The 15,506-nt window shown below is 72.7% G+C and carries 14 protein-coding genes and 1 rRNA gene; 12 read left to right on the forward strand and 3 right to left on the reverse strand.

Annotated features, from left to right (window positions below):
- Positions 1-14 precede the first annotated feature (14 nt).
- Positions 15-131, forward strand: a 5S ribosomal RNA gene (gene rrf / locus ACWKZU_RS12340).
- A 59-nt stretch (positions 132-190) separates the two neighbouring features.
- On the opposite strand, the gene ACWKZU_RS12345 is transcribed toward rrf, so the two are convergent.
- Positions 191-1,147: a hypothetical protein gene (locus ACWKZU_RS12345; protein WP_449282625.1), complete on the reverse strand. Its 957-nt coding sequence runs from the start codon at positions 1,145-1,147 to the stop codon at positions 191-193.
- Between ACWKZU_RS12345 and ACWKZU_RS12350 the strand changes: the two genes are divergently transcribed.
- From ACWKZU_RS12350 to recN, 6 genes are read left to right on the forward strand one after another with little or no spacing between them, the layout of a single operon-like run.
- Positions 1,133-2,224 (forward strand): hypothetical protein, encoded by a 1,092-nt coding sequence (locus tag ACWKZU_RS12350; RefSeq protein WP_449282626.1) that lies wholly within the window; start codon positions 1,133-1,135, stop codon positions 2,222-2,224. The two genes, ACWKZU_RS12345 and ACWKZU_RS12350, sit on opposite strands and share 15 nt — an antisense overlap.
- Positions 2,224-3,267 (forward strand): HAD-IIA family hydrolase, encoded by a 1,044-nt coding sequence (locus ACWKZU_RS12355; RefSeq protein ID WP_449282627.1) that lies wholly within the window; start codon positions 2,224-2,226, stop codon positions 3,265-3,267. The genes ACWKZU_RS12350 and ACWKZU_RS12355 overlap by 1 nt, the downstream gene beginning before the upstream one ends.
- Positions 3,268-3,304: 37 nt before the next feature.
- The gene (locus ACWKZU_RS12360; RefSeq protein WP_449282628.1) at positions 3,305-3,517 is read left to right on the forward strand and encodes a hypothetical protein; all 213 of its coding nucleotides are present in this window, start codon (positions 3,305-3,307) and stop codon (positions 3,515-3,517) included.
- A 49-nt stretch (positions 3,518-3,566) separates the two neighbouring features.
- Positions 3,567-4,430 (forward strand): TlyA family RNA methyltransferase, encoded by an 864-nt coding sequence (locus ACWKZU_RS12365; protein ID WP_449282656.1) that lies wholly within the window; start codon positions 3,567-3,569, stop codon positions 4,428-4,430.
- Positions 4,427-5,359, forward strand: a complete 933-nt coding sequence (locus ACWKZU_RS12370; RefSeq protein ID WP_449282629.1) for an NAD kinase — start codon at positions 4,427-4,429, stop codon at positions 5,357-5,359. Before ACWKZU_RS12365 ends, ACWKZU_RS12370 begins: the two co-directional genes overlap by 4 nt.
- On the forward strand, positions 5,356-7,041 hold the full coding sequence (gene recN / locus ACWKZU_RS12375) for a DNA repair protein RecN (protein ID WP_449282630.1): 1,686 nt from the start codon (positions 5,356-5,358) through the stop codon (positions 7,039-7,041). The genes ACWKZU_RS12370 and recN overlap by 4 nt, the downstream gene beginning before the upstream one ends.
- Positions 7,042-7,140: 99 nt before the next feature.
- Here the strand turns inward: recN and ACWKZU_RS12380 are convergent, their stop codons facing one another.
- Positions 7,141-7,905 carry a DUF998 domain-containing protein gene (locus ACWKZU_RS12380; RefSeq protein WP_449282631.1) on the reverse strand — a complete coding sequence of 255 codons (765 nt, stop codon included), beginning with the start codon at positions 7,903-7,905 and terminating at the stop codon, positions 7,141-7,143.
- 319 nt (positions 7,906-8,224) lie between these two features.
- Between ACWKZU_RS12380 and ACWKZU_RS12385 the strand changes: the two genes are divergently transcribed.
- Positions 8,225-9,484 carry an AI-2E family transporter gene (locus tag ACWKZU_RS12385; protein ID WP_449282632.1) on the forward strand — a complete coding sequence of 420 codons (1,260 nt, stop codon included), beginning with the start codon at positions 8,225-8,227 and terminating at the stop codon, positions 9,482-9,484.
- A 12-nt stretch (positions 9,485-9,496) separates the two neighbouring features.
- Here ACWKZU_RS12385 and zapE read toward each other — a convergent pair whose 3' ends face one another.
- Positions 9,497-10,606: a cell division protein ZapE gene (gene zapE / locus ACWKZU_RS12390; protein ID WP_449282633.1), complete on the reverse strand. Its 1,110-nt coding sequence runs from the start codon at positions 10,604-10,606 to the stop codon at positions 9,497-9,499.
- Between the two features lie 350 nt (positions 10,607-10,956).
- Between zapE and ACWKZU_RS12395 the strand changes: the two genes are divergently transcribed.
- The 4 genes from ACWKZU_RS12395 (at position 10,957) to ACWKZU_RS12410 (ending at position 15,497) form a co-directional block, all read left to right on the forward strand.
- Positions 10,957-12,669, forward strand: a complete 1,713-nt coding sequence (locus ACWKZU_RS12395) for a CTP synthase (RefSeq protein WP_449282634.1) — start codon at positions 10,957-10,959, stop codon at positions 12,667-12,669.
- A gap of 9 nt (positions 12,670-12,678) precedes the next feature.
- Positions 12,679-13,362 carry an NUDIX domain-containing protein gene (locus tag ACWKZU_RS12400; protein WP_449282635.1) on the forward strand — a complete coding sequence of 228 codons (684 nt, stop codon included), beginning with the start codon at positions 12,679-12,681 and terminating at the stop codon, positions 13,360-13,362.
- Between the two features lie 97 nt (positions 13,363-13,459).
- Positions 13,460-14,446 (forward strand): site-specific tyrosine recombinase XerD, encoded by a 987-nt coding sequence (locus tag ACWKZU_RS12405; RefSeq protein WP_449282657.1) that lies wholly within the window; start codon positions 13,460-13,462, stop codon positions 14,444-14,446.
- A gap of 196 nt (positions 14,447-14,642) precedes the next feature.
- On the forward strand, positions 14,643-15,497 hold the full coding sequence (locus ACWKZU_RS12410) for a ParA family protein (protein WP_449282636.1): 855 nt from the start codon (positions 14,643-14,645) through the stop codon (positions 15,495-15,497).
- The last annotated feature ends 9 nt before the right edge of the window (positions 15,498-15,506 follow it).

A 15,506-nucleotide genomic window follows, 5' to 3' on the forward strand; every position in this document is an offset into this window, starting at 1 on the left:
CATGTTGATAGAGTTACGGCGGCCATAGCGTCAGGGAAACGCCCGGACACATTCCGAACCCGGAAGCTAAGACTGACATCGCCAATGGTACTGCGAGGGGGACCTCGTGGGAGAGTAGGACACCGCCGGACACCTTTTCGAGGGTCGTACAGTGAATGCCAGAGCTGGCGCTCACTGTACGGCCCTCTTTTCATTTGTAGACTCGCAACAGCTCAACAGCGTACTCCGGGAGGCACCCATGAACGATCGACCCCAGCGGGACGAATCCGCGGATCGCGGGCCCCGGAAGTACGACGGATCGCGACGCACGGGCTCCTCCCGGCCCCAGGGCGACCGCGGGCGGGACGAGCGGCGCGGAGGCGGTAGCGGCCGGCCCCGCTCGCAGGGCGAGCGCGGTTACGGCGGCGGATCGCGCGGCCAGGGCGGCCAGGGCGACCGCGACGGCCGCAAGCCCCGCCGTGACTACGGGGACCGCGATGATCGGCGCCCCTCCGGTGAGCGCGACGATCGCCGCCCGAACCGGGACGGCGACGAGCGCCGCCCGCGCCGGGAGTACGGGGATCGCGACGATCGTCGGCCCCGTCGTGATGGCGATGATCGGCGTCCGCGTCAGGACTCCGGCGACCGCAACGATCGTCGTCCCTTCCGGGACGGCGACGACCGCCGGCCCCGTCGAGATCCGGGAGACCGCGACGACCGGCGCCCCCGCCGCGAGTATGGCGACCGGGATGATCGGCGGCCCCGCCGCGAGTATGGCGACCGGGATGATCGGCGGCCCCGCCGCGAGTACGGCGACCGGGATGATCGCCGGCCCCGTCGCGAGGGCGACGACCGCAAGCCCCGCCGGGAGTACGGGGATCGCGATGATCGCCGTCCCTACGGTGATCGCGACCGCCGCCCGTCTCGTGACGGCGGCGACCGCCGCCCGCGCCGGGACTTCGGCGACCGCGATGATCGCCGTCCCCGCCGCGACGGTGAGCGCCAGGGCGGCGAGCGCGGTTCCGACCGCCCCCGCCGCGACGATCGCGAGCAGTACGGGCGGGGCGGCACCCGCGGCGGCGGACGCAGCGACCGCGGCGGCCGCGATCGCGAGTACAGCGAGGCCGAGCGTCTGCAGCACGAGCTGCGGCCCGTGCGGGCGGAGCACCAGGACCCGGTGATCCCCGAGGACGTGCAGGCGAAGGATCTGCACCCGGCCGCCCGCAACGAGCTGAAGACCCTGCAGGTCGACATCCAGGATCGCGTGGCGCGCCACCTGGCCATGGTCGCGCTGCTGATCGACGACGATGTGGAGCTCGCACATCAGCACGCTCTCTCCGCCAGCCGTCGGGCCGGCCGCATCCCTGTGACGCGCGAGACGCTCGCGATCACGGCCTACCGGATGGGCGACTTCGCGCTCGCGCTCCGCGAGTTGCGCACCTACCGCCGCTTGAGCGGCCAGGACGGGCACGTGGCGCTCATGGTGGACTGCGAGCGCGGCCTCGGGCGTCCCGAGAAGGCCATCGAGACCGGCCTCGAGGTCGACAAGGCGCGACTGGACACCGAACAGCGCGTGCACCTCGCGATCGCGATGTCCGGCGCTCGCCTCGACCTCGGCCAGACGCAGCAGGCGCTGTTCGAGCTGGAGATCCCCGAGCTCAACCCGAAGAAGGCCTTCTCCTGGAGCCCGGACCTGTTCGCCGCCTACGCCGCGGTGCTCGAGGACCTGGGACGCGAGTCGGACGCCCGCACCTGGCAGCAGCACGCGAATCGCGCGGCGGCCGCGCTGCAGGATCACCTCGGCGCGCTCGACGAGCTCGAGGTGTTCGAGATCCACGAGTCCCGAGCAGACGTCGACGACGAGCAGGACCCCGACGAGCCGGGTACCGGTGAGCCGATTACCGATGAGTCGGTTGCCGACGAGCCGGGTGCCGAGGAGCACGACGCCGATGAGCGGCACGAGGCCGACGAGGCCGGCGCCGATTCCGATGCCGACCAGGGCGACGCCGATCGGGAAGGCGCCGATCAGGAAGGCGCCGATCAGGATCGCATCGACGAGGATCGCGCCGATGATGAGCACGCGGCCGCCGACGAGCCGGTGGCGCCTGAGCCGGTGGACGCAGCACCCGCGAGCTTCGAGGCGGAAGTGGCCGCCGAGGTCGATCAGCTGCTGGCCGAGGCCGGCATCGTCGAGGCCGGGCCCGGCGAGGATCCCGATGACGAGGCGACCGGGAAGGACGCGTAGTGGGGCTGTTCGGGAGGAGGACCTCGGAGCTCGGGCCCGCGCCGATCGCGGAGCGGGAGCTGCTGCTCGCCGATCTCGACGGGGTGGTCTACCGCGGACCGGGTGCGATCCCGGGTGCGGTCGAGCAGCTCAACCGGGCCGGCGAATCGGTGCCGCTCGCGTACATCACCAACAACGCCTCGCGCACGGACCATGCGGTCGCGGAGCACCTGCGGGAGCTCGGGCTGCGCGCGGAGACGAACGACGTCGTGACCTCCCCGCAGGCCGCGGTGGCACTGCTCGCGCGCACCGTGCCCGCCGGCTCGCGCGTGCTCGTCGTGGGCGGCGACGGGCTGGTCGACGAACTCGGCAAGGCCGGCTTCGCGGTGACGCGCAGCGCCGAGGACGATCCCGCCGCCGTGGTGCAGGGTTTCGCCCCGCACGTGGGGTGGGAGCAGCTGGCGGAGGCCGCCTTCGCGCTCGCCGAGCGACCGGGCCGAGATCCGCTGCCCTGGATCGCCACCAACACGGACTGGACGATCCCCGTCGCCCGCGGTCTCGCGCCGGGCAACGGCACGCTCGTGTCGGCCGTGCACACCGCGGTGCAGCGCCTGCCGGTCTTCGCGGGCAAACCCGAGACCCCGATCTTCGAGGCCGCCTTCGAGCGCTTCGGCACCCGCAACGCGCTCATGATCGGCGATCGGCTCGACACCGACATCAAGGGCGCCCGTGCGGCGGAGATCCCGTCGCTGCACGTGCTCACCGGCGTCGACAGGCCCAAGCAGCTCGTCGCCGCGTCGCGGGACATGCAGCCCGACTACATCGTCGCGTCGCTCGCCGAGCTGCACGAGCCGTATCCCGCGACCGAGCGCCTGAAGGACGGGACCGTGCGGGTGGGCGCCGCGAAGGTGCGCATGGACGGCCACGTCGCGAAGGTCGTGGCGGAGGGCGACTCGCCGCTCGACCTGCTGCGCGCCGGCTGCGCCGCGATCTGGGCGTCGGGCCTCGCGATCTACGGCCTGCGGGTTCCCGAGATCCTCTACGAGGATCACTGGCGCTTCTGAGGCGCTCGACGTCGGAGGCGGCGGCTAGGCTGTTCTCATGAGCGGAATCGAGGATCGCACGGCGGAGCAGGCCGGCCCGGCCGGGTCGGCCGAGTCGGCCGAGTCGTCCGCGGCGCGCGACGAGGACGGACTGCTCGGACGCATCGATCTCATCGAGGCGCAGCCCCTGACCCAGCGCGCGGCCGGCTTCGAGCAGTTGCACGACGAACTGCTCGCCGAGCTGCAGCGGGGCGACCACGGTGGCGCCTGACGCGCTCTCCGGTGCCGCCGAACCGGAACGGGACGACCTCCGGGCGGCGGTGTGGGCCGGTGCGCCCGAGCGGCTCGACCGCGTGCTGCCGCAGCTCGGACTCGCCCGATCCCGCAGCCGCGCCGCCGAGCTCATCGCGGGCGGCGGCGTGCTGCTCGACGGCGCTCGGGCGGCGAAGGCCGGGGCTCGGGTGGAGGCCGGATCCCGCGTCGTGGTCACCGCCGACGATCGCTACGTGAGCCGCGCCGCGCACAAGCTCATCGCCGGGCTCGACCGCTTCGGCGTCGAGCCGGCGGGCAGGATCGCCCTCGACGTCGGCGCGTCGACGGGCGGGTTCACGCAGGTGCTGCTCGAGCGCGGCGCGACCGCCGTGCAGGCGATCGACGTGGGCCGCGACCAGATCGCACGCGAGCTGCGCGACGATCCGCGCGTGCGCCTCGTCGAGGGGTGCAACGCGCGCGAGCTCACGCCCGGGGGACTCGCGGCCGACACCGGCATCGCCGAGCGGCCGAGCCTGGTCGTCGCCGATCTGTCGTTCATCTCGCTCACGCTCGTGCTCCCCGCGATCGCGCGCAGCGCAGCCCCCGATGCCGACCTGGTGCTGCTCATCAAGCCGCAGTTCGAGGTGGGCCGGGTGCGCGACGGGGTGGTGACCGATCCCGCGCAGTGGGCCGAGGCGATCCGCGCCGTGCTGCGCACCGGGTTCGAGCTCGGCCTCGGGGCGCATGGCCTCGCCCCATCGCCGATCGCCGGGGGCAGCGGCAACCGCGAGTTCCTCGTGCACTTCGCGCGGGGAGAACGTGCGGGCGCGCAGGCGCCCGATCCGACAGAATGGGAGCAGCGGATCGCGCGGCTCTGCGGAGCTCCTGCGCGATCCGCGCAGTCGGACACGCGGCCGGAGGGAGGATCATGACCACCACGCAGGACGAAGGCGTGCGGAGATTCCTCATCGTCTCGCACACCCACCGCGACGAGGCGGTGTTCGCCACGGTCGAGGCCGTATCGGCACTGCGGGCGGCCGGGGTGCTCCCCGTGCTCGACGCGCAGGACCGCGAGGAGTTCGCGCCGCACATCGAGATCGAGCAGATCGCGCAGCTCGGACGCGACGTCGCGGTCGAGGAGCTCGAGGTCGCCATCGTGCTCGGCGGCGACGGCACGATCCTGCGCGCGGCCGAGCTGCTGCGCGGATCCGAGTGCCCCATCGTGGGCGTGAACCTGGGCCACGTCGGCTTCCTCGCCGAGATGGAGAGCTACGATCTCGCGTCCACGATCGATCGCGTGCTGCGGCGCGACTACACGGTCGAGGAGCGCCTGACGATCGACGTGCGGGCGACCTGCGACGGCGAGGTGATCGCCGACACCTGGGCACTCAACGAGGCGAGCGTCGAGAAGCGCCGGCGCATGCTCGAGGTCGAGATCGGCGTCGACGGACTGCCGGTGTCGTCGTTCGCGTGCGACGGCGTGGTGCTCGCCACCCCCACCGGGTCGACGGCCTATGCGTTCTCGGCGGGCGGACCCGTGGTGTGGCCGGGCGTGCAGGCGATGCTGATGGTGCCGATCGCGGCGCACGCGCTGTTCGATCGGCCGCTGGTGACGGGCACCGACTCCGTGCTGAGCGTGCGCATCCTCCCCGAGAACATCGGGCCGGGGGTGATGTGGTGCGACGGCCGCCGCCGCACGGAGCTGCCGGCCGGGTCGATCGTGCAGGTGTGCCGCTCCGAGCACTCGGTGCGGCTGGCACGCCTCAACGAGGGCGTGTTCTCCGACCGTCTCGTGCGCAAGTTCCACCTGCCCGTCTCGGGCTGGCGCGGCTCCCGGCGCGAGGGCGAGGGCGTCGCGTGATCGAGGAGCTGCGGATCCGGGATCTCGGGGTCATCGCCGACGCGACGCTGCCGCTCGGGCCCGGCTTCACCGCGATCACTGGCGAGACCGGTGCGGGCAAGACCATGGTGGTGAGCGCCCTGGGCCTGCTCATGGGCGAGCGCAGCGACGCGGGCGCGGTGCGCGGGGGCGCCTCGCAGGCGCGGGTGGGCGGCGTGGTGCGCGTCGACGACCCGGTCGTGACGGAGATCGTCGAGGATCTGGGCGGAGACGTCGAAGACGGCGAGCTGGTGCTGAGCCGCGCGGTGAGCGCCGAGGGGCGCAGCCGGGCCAGCGTCGGCGGGGCGAGCGCGCCGGTCGGATCGCTGGGGCGCCTCGCGGAGCGGCTGTTCGCGGTGCACGGGCAGTCGGAGCAGCTGCGGCTGAAGTCGCTCGCGGCGCAGCGGGACACCCTCGACCGCTTCGGCGGCGAGGAGCTCGCCGCCGTGCTGCGGGAGTACCGCGCCGCGCACCGGGAGCGGCAGGAGCTGGCCGAGCAGGTCTCCGAGCTGTCGGGCGCGCGCGACGAGCGCGCCGCCGAGGCGGCTCGGCTGCGGGGTGAGCTGGACGAGATCGCCGCGGTGGATCCGCAGCCGGGGGAGGAGTCGGAGCTCGCGCAGCGCATCGACCTGCTGAGCAACGTCGAGACCCTGCGCGCGGCGACGCAGACGGCGCACGAGGCGCTCTCGAGCGACTCCGACGACCCGATGAGCCGAGACGCCGGCGAACTCGTGGACGAGGCGGTTCGCGAGGTCGAGCGGGTGGCCGACCACGACCAGCGGCTCGCCGCGGTGCTCGAGACGCTGCGCAGCGTGAGCTTCCAGGTGGCCGACGCGGCGCGCGAGCTCGCCGCCTACGCCGCCGACCTCGACCAGGAGGGGCCGGGCGAGCTGGCGAGCGCGAACGAGCGGCTCGCGGCGCTGAACGCCCTCTTCCGCGTCTACGGCGCCGACTCGGCCGAGGTGGTCGAGTACGCCGCGGGTGCGGCGCGGCGGCTGACCGAGCTCGACGGCGACGACGACCGCATCGACGAGCTCGCCGCGCGCCTGGAGGCGACGACGGCGCGCGAGCGCGCGCTCGCGGATCGGCTCTCCGCACTGCGCGGGGCCGCAGCCGCGCGTCTCTCCGAGCTGGTCACGGTGGAGCTGCGCCAGCTCGCCCTGCCGGACGCCGAGTTCGTCGTGCGGGTGTCGCCGCTCGACACGCTCAGCGCCTCGGGGGGCGACGAGGTGCAGCTGCTGTTGAGCCCGCACCCCGGCTCGGCGCCGCGCCCCATCGCCAAGAGCGCCTCGGGGGGCGAGCTGTCGCGCGTCATGCTGGCGCTCGAGGTGGTGCTGGCGGGCGTCGATCCCGTGCCCACCTTCGTGTTCGACGAGGTCGATGCCGGCGTGGGCGGGGCCGCGGCCATCGAGATCGGCCGTCGCCTTTCGCGCCTCGCCCGCACTTCGCAGGTGATCGTGGTCACGCACCTCGCCCAGGTGGCCGCCTTCGCCAACAACCACCTGCAGGTCGTCAAGGACTCCTCGGGCGGTTTCACCGAGAGCAGCTGCCGTCGGCTCGACGGCGACGACCGGCTCGCCGAGATGGCCCGGCTGCTCTCCGGCCTCAGCGACTCCGGCAGCGCGCTCGAGCACGCCGCCGAGCTCCTCGCGCTGCGCGACTAGCGCGGGATCCCACTCCTCCGTCGGATCCTTCACCCGTCGCGGGCACCGTCGATCGCGTCACCCCTGCCGGGTCTCTTGGATCACCTCGGACGCCCCGATTCAACTCGGGAGCAAGCCGTTCGATCCGCGGTCGCCATCCCGCAACCTTCCGTCTCGTCCGCCGTCGTGATGAGTCGGCACGTGCGGCTTCGCCAATACGAGCGCGAGCACGACGCACCAGGCCATGAACGGAATCAGGACCGTCCGCTGGATCAGACCGCCGAACGGTTCGGTCGCCGTCACGAGGTTCGGGGATTCGGTGACCGCGATGAACACCGCATCCGCGATCGCGGTCACCGCCCCGAGGCCCAGCATGGCCCACCACGCCCACCGGGGCGCGGCGGGCGGGCGCAGCGGCCCGGCCAGAACGAACGGCACCACGGGCATGAGCAGGAACACGACGCCGCCGAGAATCCCGTGCACCAGGCCGTGCGGGGTCTGCGCAGCCGGGGACGTGCCCGCCGGATCCATCACGAACGGGCCCGAGGCGAGCAGGCACGCGCCGATGATCCCGAGCAGCACCGCTCCGACCCGGCCGGCACGGCGGGCACGAAGCGCCCGCCGGGTCAGCGCCGCAAGCCCCATCACCCCGGCCCCGCAGAGGATGAAGCTCGCGATCTGCAGCCACCCGCGCGGCCCGAGCGCGAGAGCGCTGACGTATTCGGATAGGGGCGAGTAGCCGGGCCGGAGCGCGCCCTCGATGAGGAATACCCCCACGAAGACGGTCGGCCCTGCCGCAGCGATCACCGGGGCGAAGCGCAGGCTCCGGGCCCCGGGCGCGGGCGGCGACGCCTCACCGACCGGTACGGGCGTTGCTCGGGACATGCGGCTCGCGAGCCGCTGCTTCGCGCGTCATGGGGGCTCCTCCGGTCGTGCGACGCGCGCCTCGTCGCGCTGAGCCCGACCGGAGCGCGTCGTCCGCGTGCGCGGCACCGACCGGAGCCGGTGCCCGGTAGAGCCGGACAGCACGCTCATTCTCCCACCGCACTCCTGCGCGGCCAACAACCCCGAAACCCGCCGGTCGCCGTCGTCGCCCCGCGGCGGCGGACCGGATCCTCGAATCACCCGCCTGCTCGAGCCTGCGGCCGAATCGCGGGCGCTGCGCGAAGCGTGAATAGGGCCGCGGGCTGCTACGCTCACCAGCATGGCGAAGTTGTTCGGACGAAGCAGGCGGCGTGACGCGAAGCCGGGCCTCAGCGATGACGCTGCGGCGAAGGCCGCGTACATGGACAACCACCCCGACGTGGTGCACGCCGACATCGAGCAGATGGACTCTGACACCCGCGAGATGTACCGCGACGCCCGCGAGGCCGCGGTCGACGCCCGCGAGGAGCGCGCCAAGAACACCACGCGCGAGTATGTGGTGCGCGGCCCGTTCCAGCTGGGCTTCACGGTCACGCTCGGCGTGCTCGTCGCGCTGCTGTTCGGCTCCATGGTGGAGCAGCTCAGCACCATCATCATGTACGTGGCCGCGGCCCTCTTCGTCGCCCTCGGCCTCGACCCCGTCGTGCGCCGGCTCGAGCGCAAGGGCCTGAACCGGCCGCTCGGGATCGCGGTCGTGTTCGGCGGCTTCGTGCTCGTGATCGCCGGGCTGCTGGCCATCATCATCCCGATGATCGCGAACCAGATCACGCAGCTCGTGCGCAGCGCCCCGGCCCTGTTCCGCGACGTCACGCAGCAGCAGTGGTTCCTCGACCTGCAGGACCGCTTCGGCCGGTTCATCGACTTCGACGGCCTGCTGCAGATGGGCCAGGACCTCGTGAGCAATCCCGAGAACTGGGCGCAGGTCGCCGGCGGGGTGTGGCAGGCGGGCATCGGGATCGCGAACGGCCTGACGGCCGCCCTCATCGTGCTGATCCTCACCCTCTACTTCCTGGCCTCGCTGCGCACCATCAAGCGGGCCTTCTACTCGCTCGTGCCCCGCTCGGGCCGCGCGAAGGTGATGGACATCACCGAGCAGGTCACCAAGTCCGTCGGCGGCTACGTCAACGGCATGGTGGTGCTCGCCTTCATCAACTCGGTGCTCGGCTTCGTCATGATGACGATCGTGGGCGTGCCGTTCGCCGGCCTGGTCGCGGTCGGCGTCTTCCTGCTCGCGCTCATCCCGCTCATCGGTTCCGTCGCGGCCACGGTGCTCGTGTCGATCGTGGCGCTCTTCAACTCGCCGACCACGGCGATCATCGCCGCCGCCTACTACCTCATCTACATGCAGATCGAGTCGTACCTGCTCACCCCGCGCGTGATGAACCGCGTGGTGTCGGTGCCGGGCGCGCTCGTCGTGATCGGCGCCCTCGCCGGCGGCACCCTGCTCGGCCTGCTCGGCGCGCTCATCTCCATCCCGGTCACGGCGATGGTGCTGATGATCATCAAACAGGTCTGGGTGCCGCGGCAGGAGCTGCGCTAGGCCCTCGCCCCGCTAGCCCTCGCCGGGCTGGCCACCACCCGGCTCGGCCGCGCCCCGCAGGAGGGCGAGCCGGCTCTCGGCGCGGAAGAGATCAGCCGGGGGATCGTCGATGTCGACGAGCCCGGCGCGATCGGTGTCGGCGAGCACGATCAGCGGCAGATCGGCGTCGACCAGCACGTCGAGCAGCGCCACGAATCGCTGCCGCGCCTCCCGGCTCGCCCGAGACAGCGGCGGCACCCCGCTGAGCACCCACGAGTCGAAGTCGGCGGTGAGGTCCAGGTAGTCCTCCGCGATCGAGGTCGCCTCGAGCAGGTCGGAGAAGTCGAACCAGACCTCGCTCCCGCGCACCGCCAGGGCGCGCAGCGCACGGTGCCCGTGCAGCACCGTCGTCGCCTCGTCGGCGGCGGGGCGGGCGAGACCGGCCCCGCGGATCGCGTCGTCATCGGAGTGCAGGATCCAGCGGCCCGATCCGAAACCCGTCCCGCTGCCGGAACCGCCCTCGCGCCGGTAGTCGGCGCCTCCGTCGAGCGCGCGCACGGCGAAGCGCTCGCGGATGATGCGGATGCCGGGCACGAAGACGTGATGGTAGACGGGGTTGGGCAGCAGCTCCTCCGGCTCGTAGTTCGAGGTGAGCAGCGTCGGCACGCCTCGGCGGGTGAGCTCGTCGAGCAGGCGGTTCAGCAGGCTCGCCCCGCCGGGGTCGTGCACGTGCAGCTCGTCGAAGAAGAACAGCCGCGCCCCGCTCAGCAGCTCCTCCACGGTCTCCTCGATGGCCGCGCGGGCGCTCAGCTGCGCGCCGAAGCGGCGCTGCAGCCCCTGGAAGAAGGTGTGGAAGTGCACGCGGCGCTTCCGGGACTCGGGCAGCGGCGCGGCCCGGAAGATCTCCGACATCAGCCAGGTCTTGCCCCGGCCGGCCGGGCCGTGCACGTAGAAGCCGGCGGGCTCCGGATCCGTCGCGCGACCGCCCTCGAGGAAGGCGGCGATCTCGCCCAGCACGGAGCGCTGCGCGGTGTCGAGGGTGATGCCCCGTGCGGCGGCCGACTCCTCGACCGCGGCCGCGATCCCCGTCGGGTTCCCGGTGGTCGCGGCGGTTCCCGCGGTGCCCGTGCTCGCTGGCTGCATCCGTCTCCTCGTTCGTGCTGGGCGCGCTGCGCGCCCACCCCAGCCTATGCGCCGCTCCTGACGGTGAGCTCACTTCGGCTGCCCGGCGCGCGGTCCCACTCCGCCATCCTGCGCGAACGGAGCGAGTCGCAGGATCCAACGTGGATCGTACTCCGACGTGGATCCTGCGACTGCGCGCAGGATGACCCGGGGTTCGCGAACCGCCGCGCGGCCGACGGGCTGGATTCCGGGTGCCCGACGCGTATTCTGGCAGGGGTGAGCGGGTCCCGCGCGAGCGGGAGGGCGCGATCCGAGCGGGCGGGCGGTGGCCGCTGTCCGCGACTCCCCTTCAAGTGATAGGATCGAAGCCCGTGGGAACAGAGCAGCGCGCGGACCGGACAGGCATCACCAAGCACATCTTCGTGACCGGGGGTGTGGTCTCCTCTCTGGGCAAAGGCCTCACCGCCGCGAGTCTGGGCAATCTGCTCACCGCGCGCGGACTGCGCGTCGTCATGCAGAAGCTGGATCCCTATCTCAACGCCGATCCCGGCACGATGAACCCGTTCCAGCACGGCGAGGTCTTCGTGACCGACGACGGCGCCGAGACCGACCTCGACATCGGGCACTACGAGCGCTTCCTGGGCATCGACCTGTCGCAGGCGGCCAACGTCACCACCGGCCAGATCTACTCCACGGTCATCGCGAAGGAGCGCCGCGGCGAGTACCTCGGCGACACGGTGCAGGTGATCCCGCACATCACCAACGAGATCAAGCGCCGCATGCGCCTCCAGGCCGAGGAGGATCCGCGCCCCGACGTCATCATCACCGAGGTCGGCGGCACGGTCGGCGACATCGAGTCGCAGCCGTTCCTCGAGTCGGCGCGCCAGGTGCGCCACGAGCTCGGCCGCAACAACGTGTTCTTCGTGCACGTCTCGCTCGTGCCCTTCATGGGCGCCTCGGGCGAGCAGAAGACCAAGCCCACGCAGCACTCCGTCGCGGCCCTCCGCTCCATCGGCATCCAGCCCGACGCGCTCGTGCTGCGCAGCGACCGCCCGGTCACCGACGACAACCTGCGCAAGATCGCGCTCATGTGCGACGTCGAGGAGAAAGCCGTGGTCAACGCGATCGACGTGCCGAGCATCTACGATCTGCCGCGCCTGCTCAACGACCAGGGGCTCGACCGCATCATCGTCGAGAACCTCGGGCTCGAGGAGCGCGCCCACGACGTCGACTGGACGGGCTGGCAGCCCGTGCTCGACGCGGTGCACCACCCGAAGGGCGAGGTCACGCTCGCGCTCGTGGGCAAGTACATCGACCTGCCCGACGCCTACCTGTCGGTCACCGAGGCGCTGCGCGCCGGCGGCTTCGCGCACTCCACCAAGGTCAACATCAAGTGGGTGCCGTCCGACGACTGCGAGACCCCCGAGGGTGCGCTCGAGGCGCTCGGCGACGTCCACGGCATCTGCGTGCCGGGCGGCTTCGGCATCCGCGGCATCGAGGGCAAGCTCGGCGCGCTGCGCTTCGCCCGCGAGAACGGCATCCCCACGCTCGGCCTCTGCCTGGGCCTGCAGTGCATGGTGATCGAGTACGCGCGCAACGTGGCCGGCCTCGAGGGCGCCTCCTCCACGGAGTTCGACCCCGAGACCCCCGTGCCGGTGATCGCGACCATGGCCGAGCAGGTCGACATCATCGACGGCGGCGACCTCGGCGGCACCATGCGCCTGGGCCTCTACGAGGCGGCGCTCGCCGAGGGATCCCTCGCCGCGACGCTGTACGGCGCGCCCGTGGCGAGCGAGCGTCACCGCCACCGCTACGAGGTCAACAACCGCTATCGCGAGCAGATCGCCGCGGCGGGGCTCTCGTTCTCGGGCACCAGCCCCGACGGCGCACTCGTCGAGTACGTCGAGCTGCCCGCCGAGCAGCACCCCTTCTACATCGCCACGCAGGCGCACCCCGAGCTGCGCTCGCGCCCCGGCATCCCGCACCCGCTCTTCGCGGGCCTCGTCTCGGCCGCGATCGATCGCCGCGAGGCGGCGCGCCTCTTCGAGGTCGATGGCGAGTCGGACGCCGAGGCCGGCGAGTAGGCGAGTGCGGTGAGCGATCTGCCCGAGGTGCTCGCCGGCGAGCAGCCGCCCGCCGCCGAGCAGCCGCTCGCCGATGAGCGCGCCGAGGTGCGCGTGCTCGACAGCGAACTGCTCGTGCGCGGGCACGTCTGGGACGTGCGCCGGGATCGCTTCGAGTTCGGCGGCACCGAGCTGGTGCGCGACTACCTGGACCACCCCGGGGCGGTCGCCGTGCTGGCGGTCGACGCCGAGGAGCGGGTTCTGCTGATCCGCCAGTACCGGCACGCGATCGCGCACCGCGACTGGGAGATCCCGGCCGGCCTGATGGACGCCCCGGGGGAGCCGGGGCTCGGCGCCGCGCAGCGCGAGCTGGCCGAGGAGGCCGATCTGCGCGCCGAGCGCTGGGGTCTGCTGCTCGATCTCTTCCTCTCGCCCGGGGGCACGAGCGAGGCCATGCGCATCTTCCTCGCGCGGGATCTGCACCGCGTCGACCACGACTACGTGCGCGCGGACGAGGAGGCCGAGCTGGTGCCGCGCTGGGTGCCGCTCGCCGAGGCGGTCGAGGCCGTGCTCGACGGGCGCGTGCAGAATGCCGTCACCGCGAGCGCGGTGCTGGCCGCCTGGGCCGCACGCGGCCGCGGCTGGGACGCGCTGCGCGATCCCGAGCTGCCCTGGACCGCCCGCGAGGCGTCGCGGGGAGAGCGCTCGCGCTGAGCGGGGTCGTCCGGTGAGCGAGCGGAGCGGGCGCCGTGCCGAGCGGGCGCAGCGAGACGAAGCGTCGGGTGCGGCCGGGCCGAGCGCCGCGCAGGGGATCGAGCGCTATCTGCGCCACGTCGCCCTGGAGCGCGGTCTCTCCGCCAACAGCCGGGCCGCCTACCGGCGCGACCTCGAGGCCTACGCGGCGTGGCTGGAGGCGCGAGGGATCCGGGATCTCGCCGAGGTGGCGCCCGAGACGCTCTCCGAGTACGTCGTCGAGCTGGGCCGGCCGGCGGATCCCGGGACCGAGGCCGCGCAGCGCCCGCTCGCTCCCGCCTCGATCACCCGGCGCCTCTCCACCGTGCGCGGCATGCACCGCTTCCTCTTCGAGGAGGGGCTGCTCGAGAGCCACGCGGGGAGCGGCGTGCGCACCCCCAAGCGCGCGCAGCGGCTGCCCAAGGCGCTCGCGGTCGAGGACGTGGAGGCACTGCTCGCCGCGGCCGGCGGATCGACGGGGGAGGACGGGGCCGGCGGCGACGACCCGGTGGGGCTGCGCGACCGCGCGCTGCTCGAACTGCTGTACGCGACCGGGGCCCGCGTGAGCGAGGTCACCGCGCTCGACATCGACGACCTGCTCGCCGGCTCCGGCCGGGGCGACGTGTGGGGCGACCCGGAGCGCGCGCTGGGCGAGGGCGGGCTGCTGCAGGTCACCGGCAAGGGATCGAAGCAGCGGATCGTGCCCTACGGCAGTTACGCCGGCCGCGCGCTCGCCGCGTACCTCGTGCGCGCCCGGCCGCAGATGGTCGAGCGCGGGCGCGGCACCCCCGCGCTCTTCGTCGGGCCCCGCGGCGGCCGGCTGTCGCGGCAGAGCGCGTGGCTCGTGATCCGGGCCGCTGCCGAGCGCGCCGGGATCACCGCCGAGGTCTCGCCGCACACCCTGCGGCACTCCTTCGCGACGCACCTGCTCGCGGGCGGCGCCGATGTGCGCACCGTGCAGGAGCTGCTGGGCCACGCCTCGGTCACGACCACGCAGATCTACACCCAGGTGACGGCCGACACCCTGCGCGAGCACTACATCCTCTCGCACCCGCGGGCGCGGTAGGGGGCGATCCCGGAGGGCCCGGTCCCGGCTCCGATCGCCTGGTGGTGTCTCGCCGGGCGGGGCCCTGTCGCGGTCTCGACTCGCTCCGCTCGCTCAACCGGCGATAGGGCCCCGTCCGGCGTCTCGCATGGGGCTTCACGGCTCGAGTCGGGCGCGCGATAGGATGGAGCGTTAGCGAGCGAGAGGAGTGCCGGGCATGGCGAAGCAGAAGGTCGAGCTGGGGCCCACGGGCCGCCCCGACCGCGTCATCCCCGCGCCCAAGAAGCTCGAACGGCACGGCCCCGCGCGCATCATCGCGATGTGCAATCAGAAGGGCGGCGTCGGCAAGACGACCAGCACCATCAACCTCGCCGCGGCCCTCGCGCGCTACGGCCGCAGGGTGCTCGCGGTCGACTTCGACCCGCAGGGCGCCCTCTCCGCCGGCCTCGGTGTGCCGGCGCACGACGTGCCCACGATCTACGACCTCATGCTGAGCAAGGTGAAGGATCCGCGCGACGCGATCCAGCCCACCGAGACGGCGGGGCTCGACGTGATCCCGGCCAACATCGACCTCTCGGCCGCCGAGGTGCACCTGGTCACCGAGGTGGCGCGCGAGCAGATCCTCGCGGGGGTGCTGCGCAAGGTCGCGAGCGACTACGACGTGATCCTCATCGACTGCCAGCCCTCGCTCGGCCTGCTCACCGTCAACGCGCTCACCGCGAGCCACGGCGTGCTGATCCCGCTCGCCTGCGAGTACTTCGCGCTGCGCGGCGTCGCGCTGCTGGTCGAGACGATCGACAAGGTGCGGGATCGCCTCAACCCCGCCCTCGAGCTCGACGGCATCCTCGCCACCATGTACGACCCGCGCACCCTGCACGCGCGCGAGGTGCTGGAGCGCGTCGTCGACACCTTCGGCGACAAGGTCTTCGACACCGTCATCGGCCGCACGGTGAAGCTGCCCGACGCGCAGATCGCGGCGAAGCCGATCCTCGACTACGCGCCCTCGAACGCGGCGTCCGAGGCGTATCTGAAGCTGGCTCGCGAGCTGGTGCAGCGCGGCGTCGTCGCATAGGGATCGAAA

This window comes from Leucobacter sp., from assembly GCF_053528595.1.

Excerpts from the sequence above, each read along its gene's own strand:
- ACWKZU_RS12370 (WP_449282629.1), top strand. The coding sequence starts at position 4,427 with ATGACCACCACGCAGGACGAAGGCGTGCGGAGATTCCTCATCGTCTCG.
- ACWKZU_RS12380 (WP_449282631.1), bottom strand. The coding sequence starts at position 7,905 with ATGTCCCGAGCAACGCCCGTACCGGTCGGTGAGGCGTCGCCGCCCGCG.
- zapE (WP_449282633.1), bottom strand. The coding sequence starts at position 10,606 with ATGCAGCCAGCGAGCACGGGCACCGCGGGAACCGCCGCGACCACCGGG.
- ACWKZU_RS12385 (WP_449282632.1), top strand. The coding sequence starts at position 8,225 with ATGGCGAAGTTGTTCGGACGAAGCAGGCGGCGTGACGCGAAGCCGGGC.
- ACWKZU_RS12410 (WP_449282636.1), top strand. The coding sequence starts at position 14,643 with ATGGCGAAGCAGAAGGTCGAGCTGGGGCCCACGGGCCGCCCCGACCGC.
- ACWKZU_RS12360 (WP_449282628.1), top strand. The coding sequence starts at position 3,305 with ATGAGCGGAATCGAGGATCGCACGGCGGAGCAGGCCGGCCCGGCCGGG.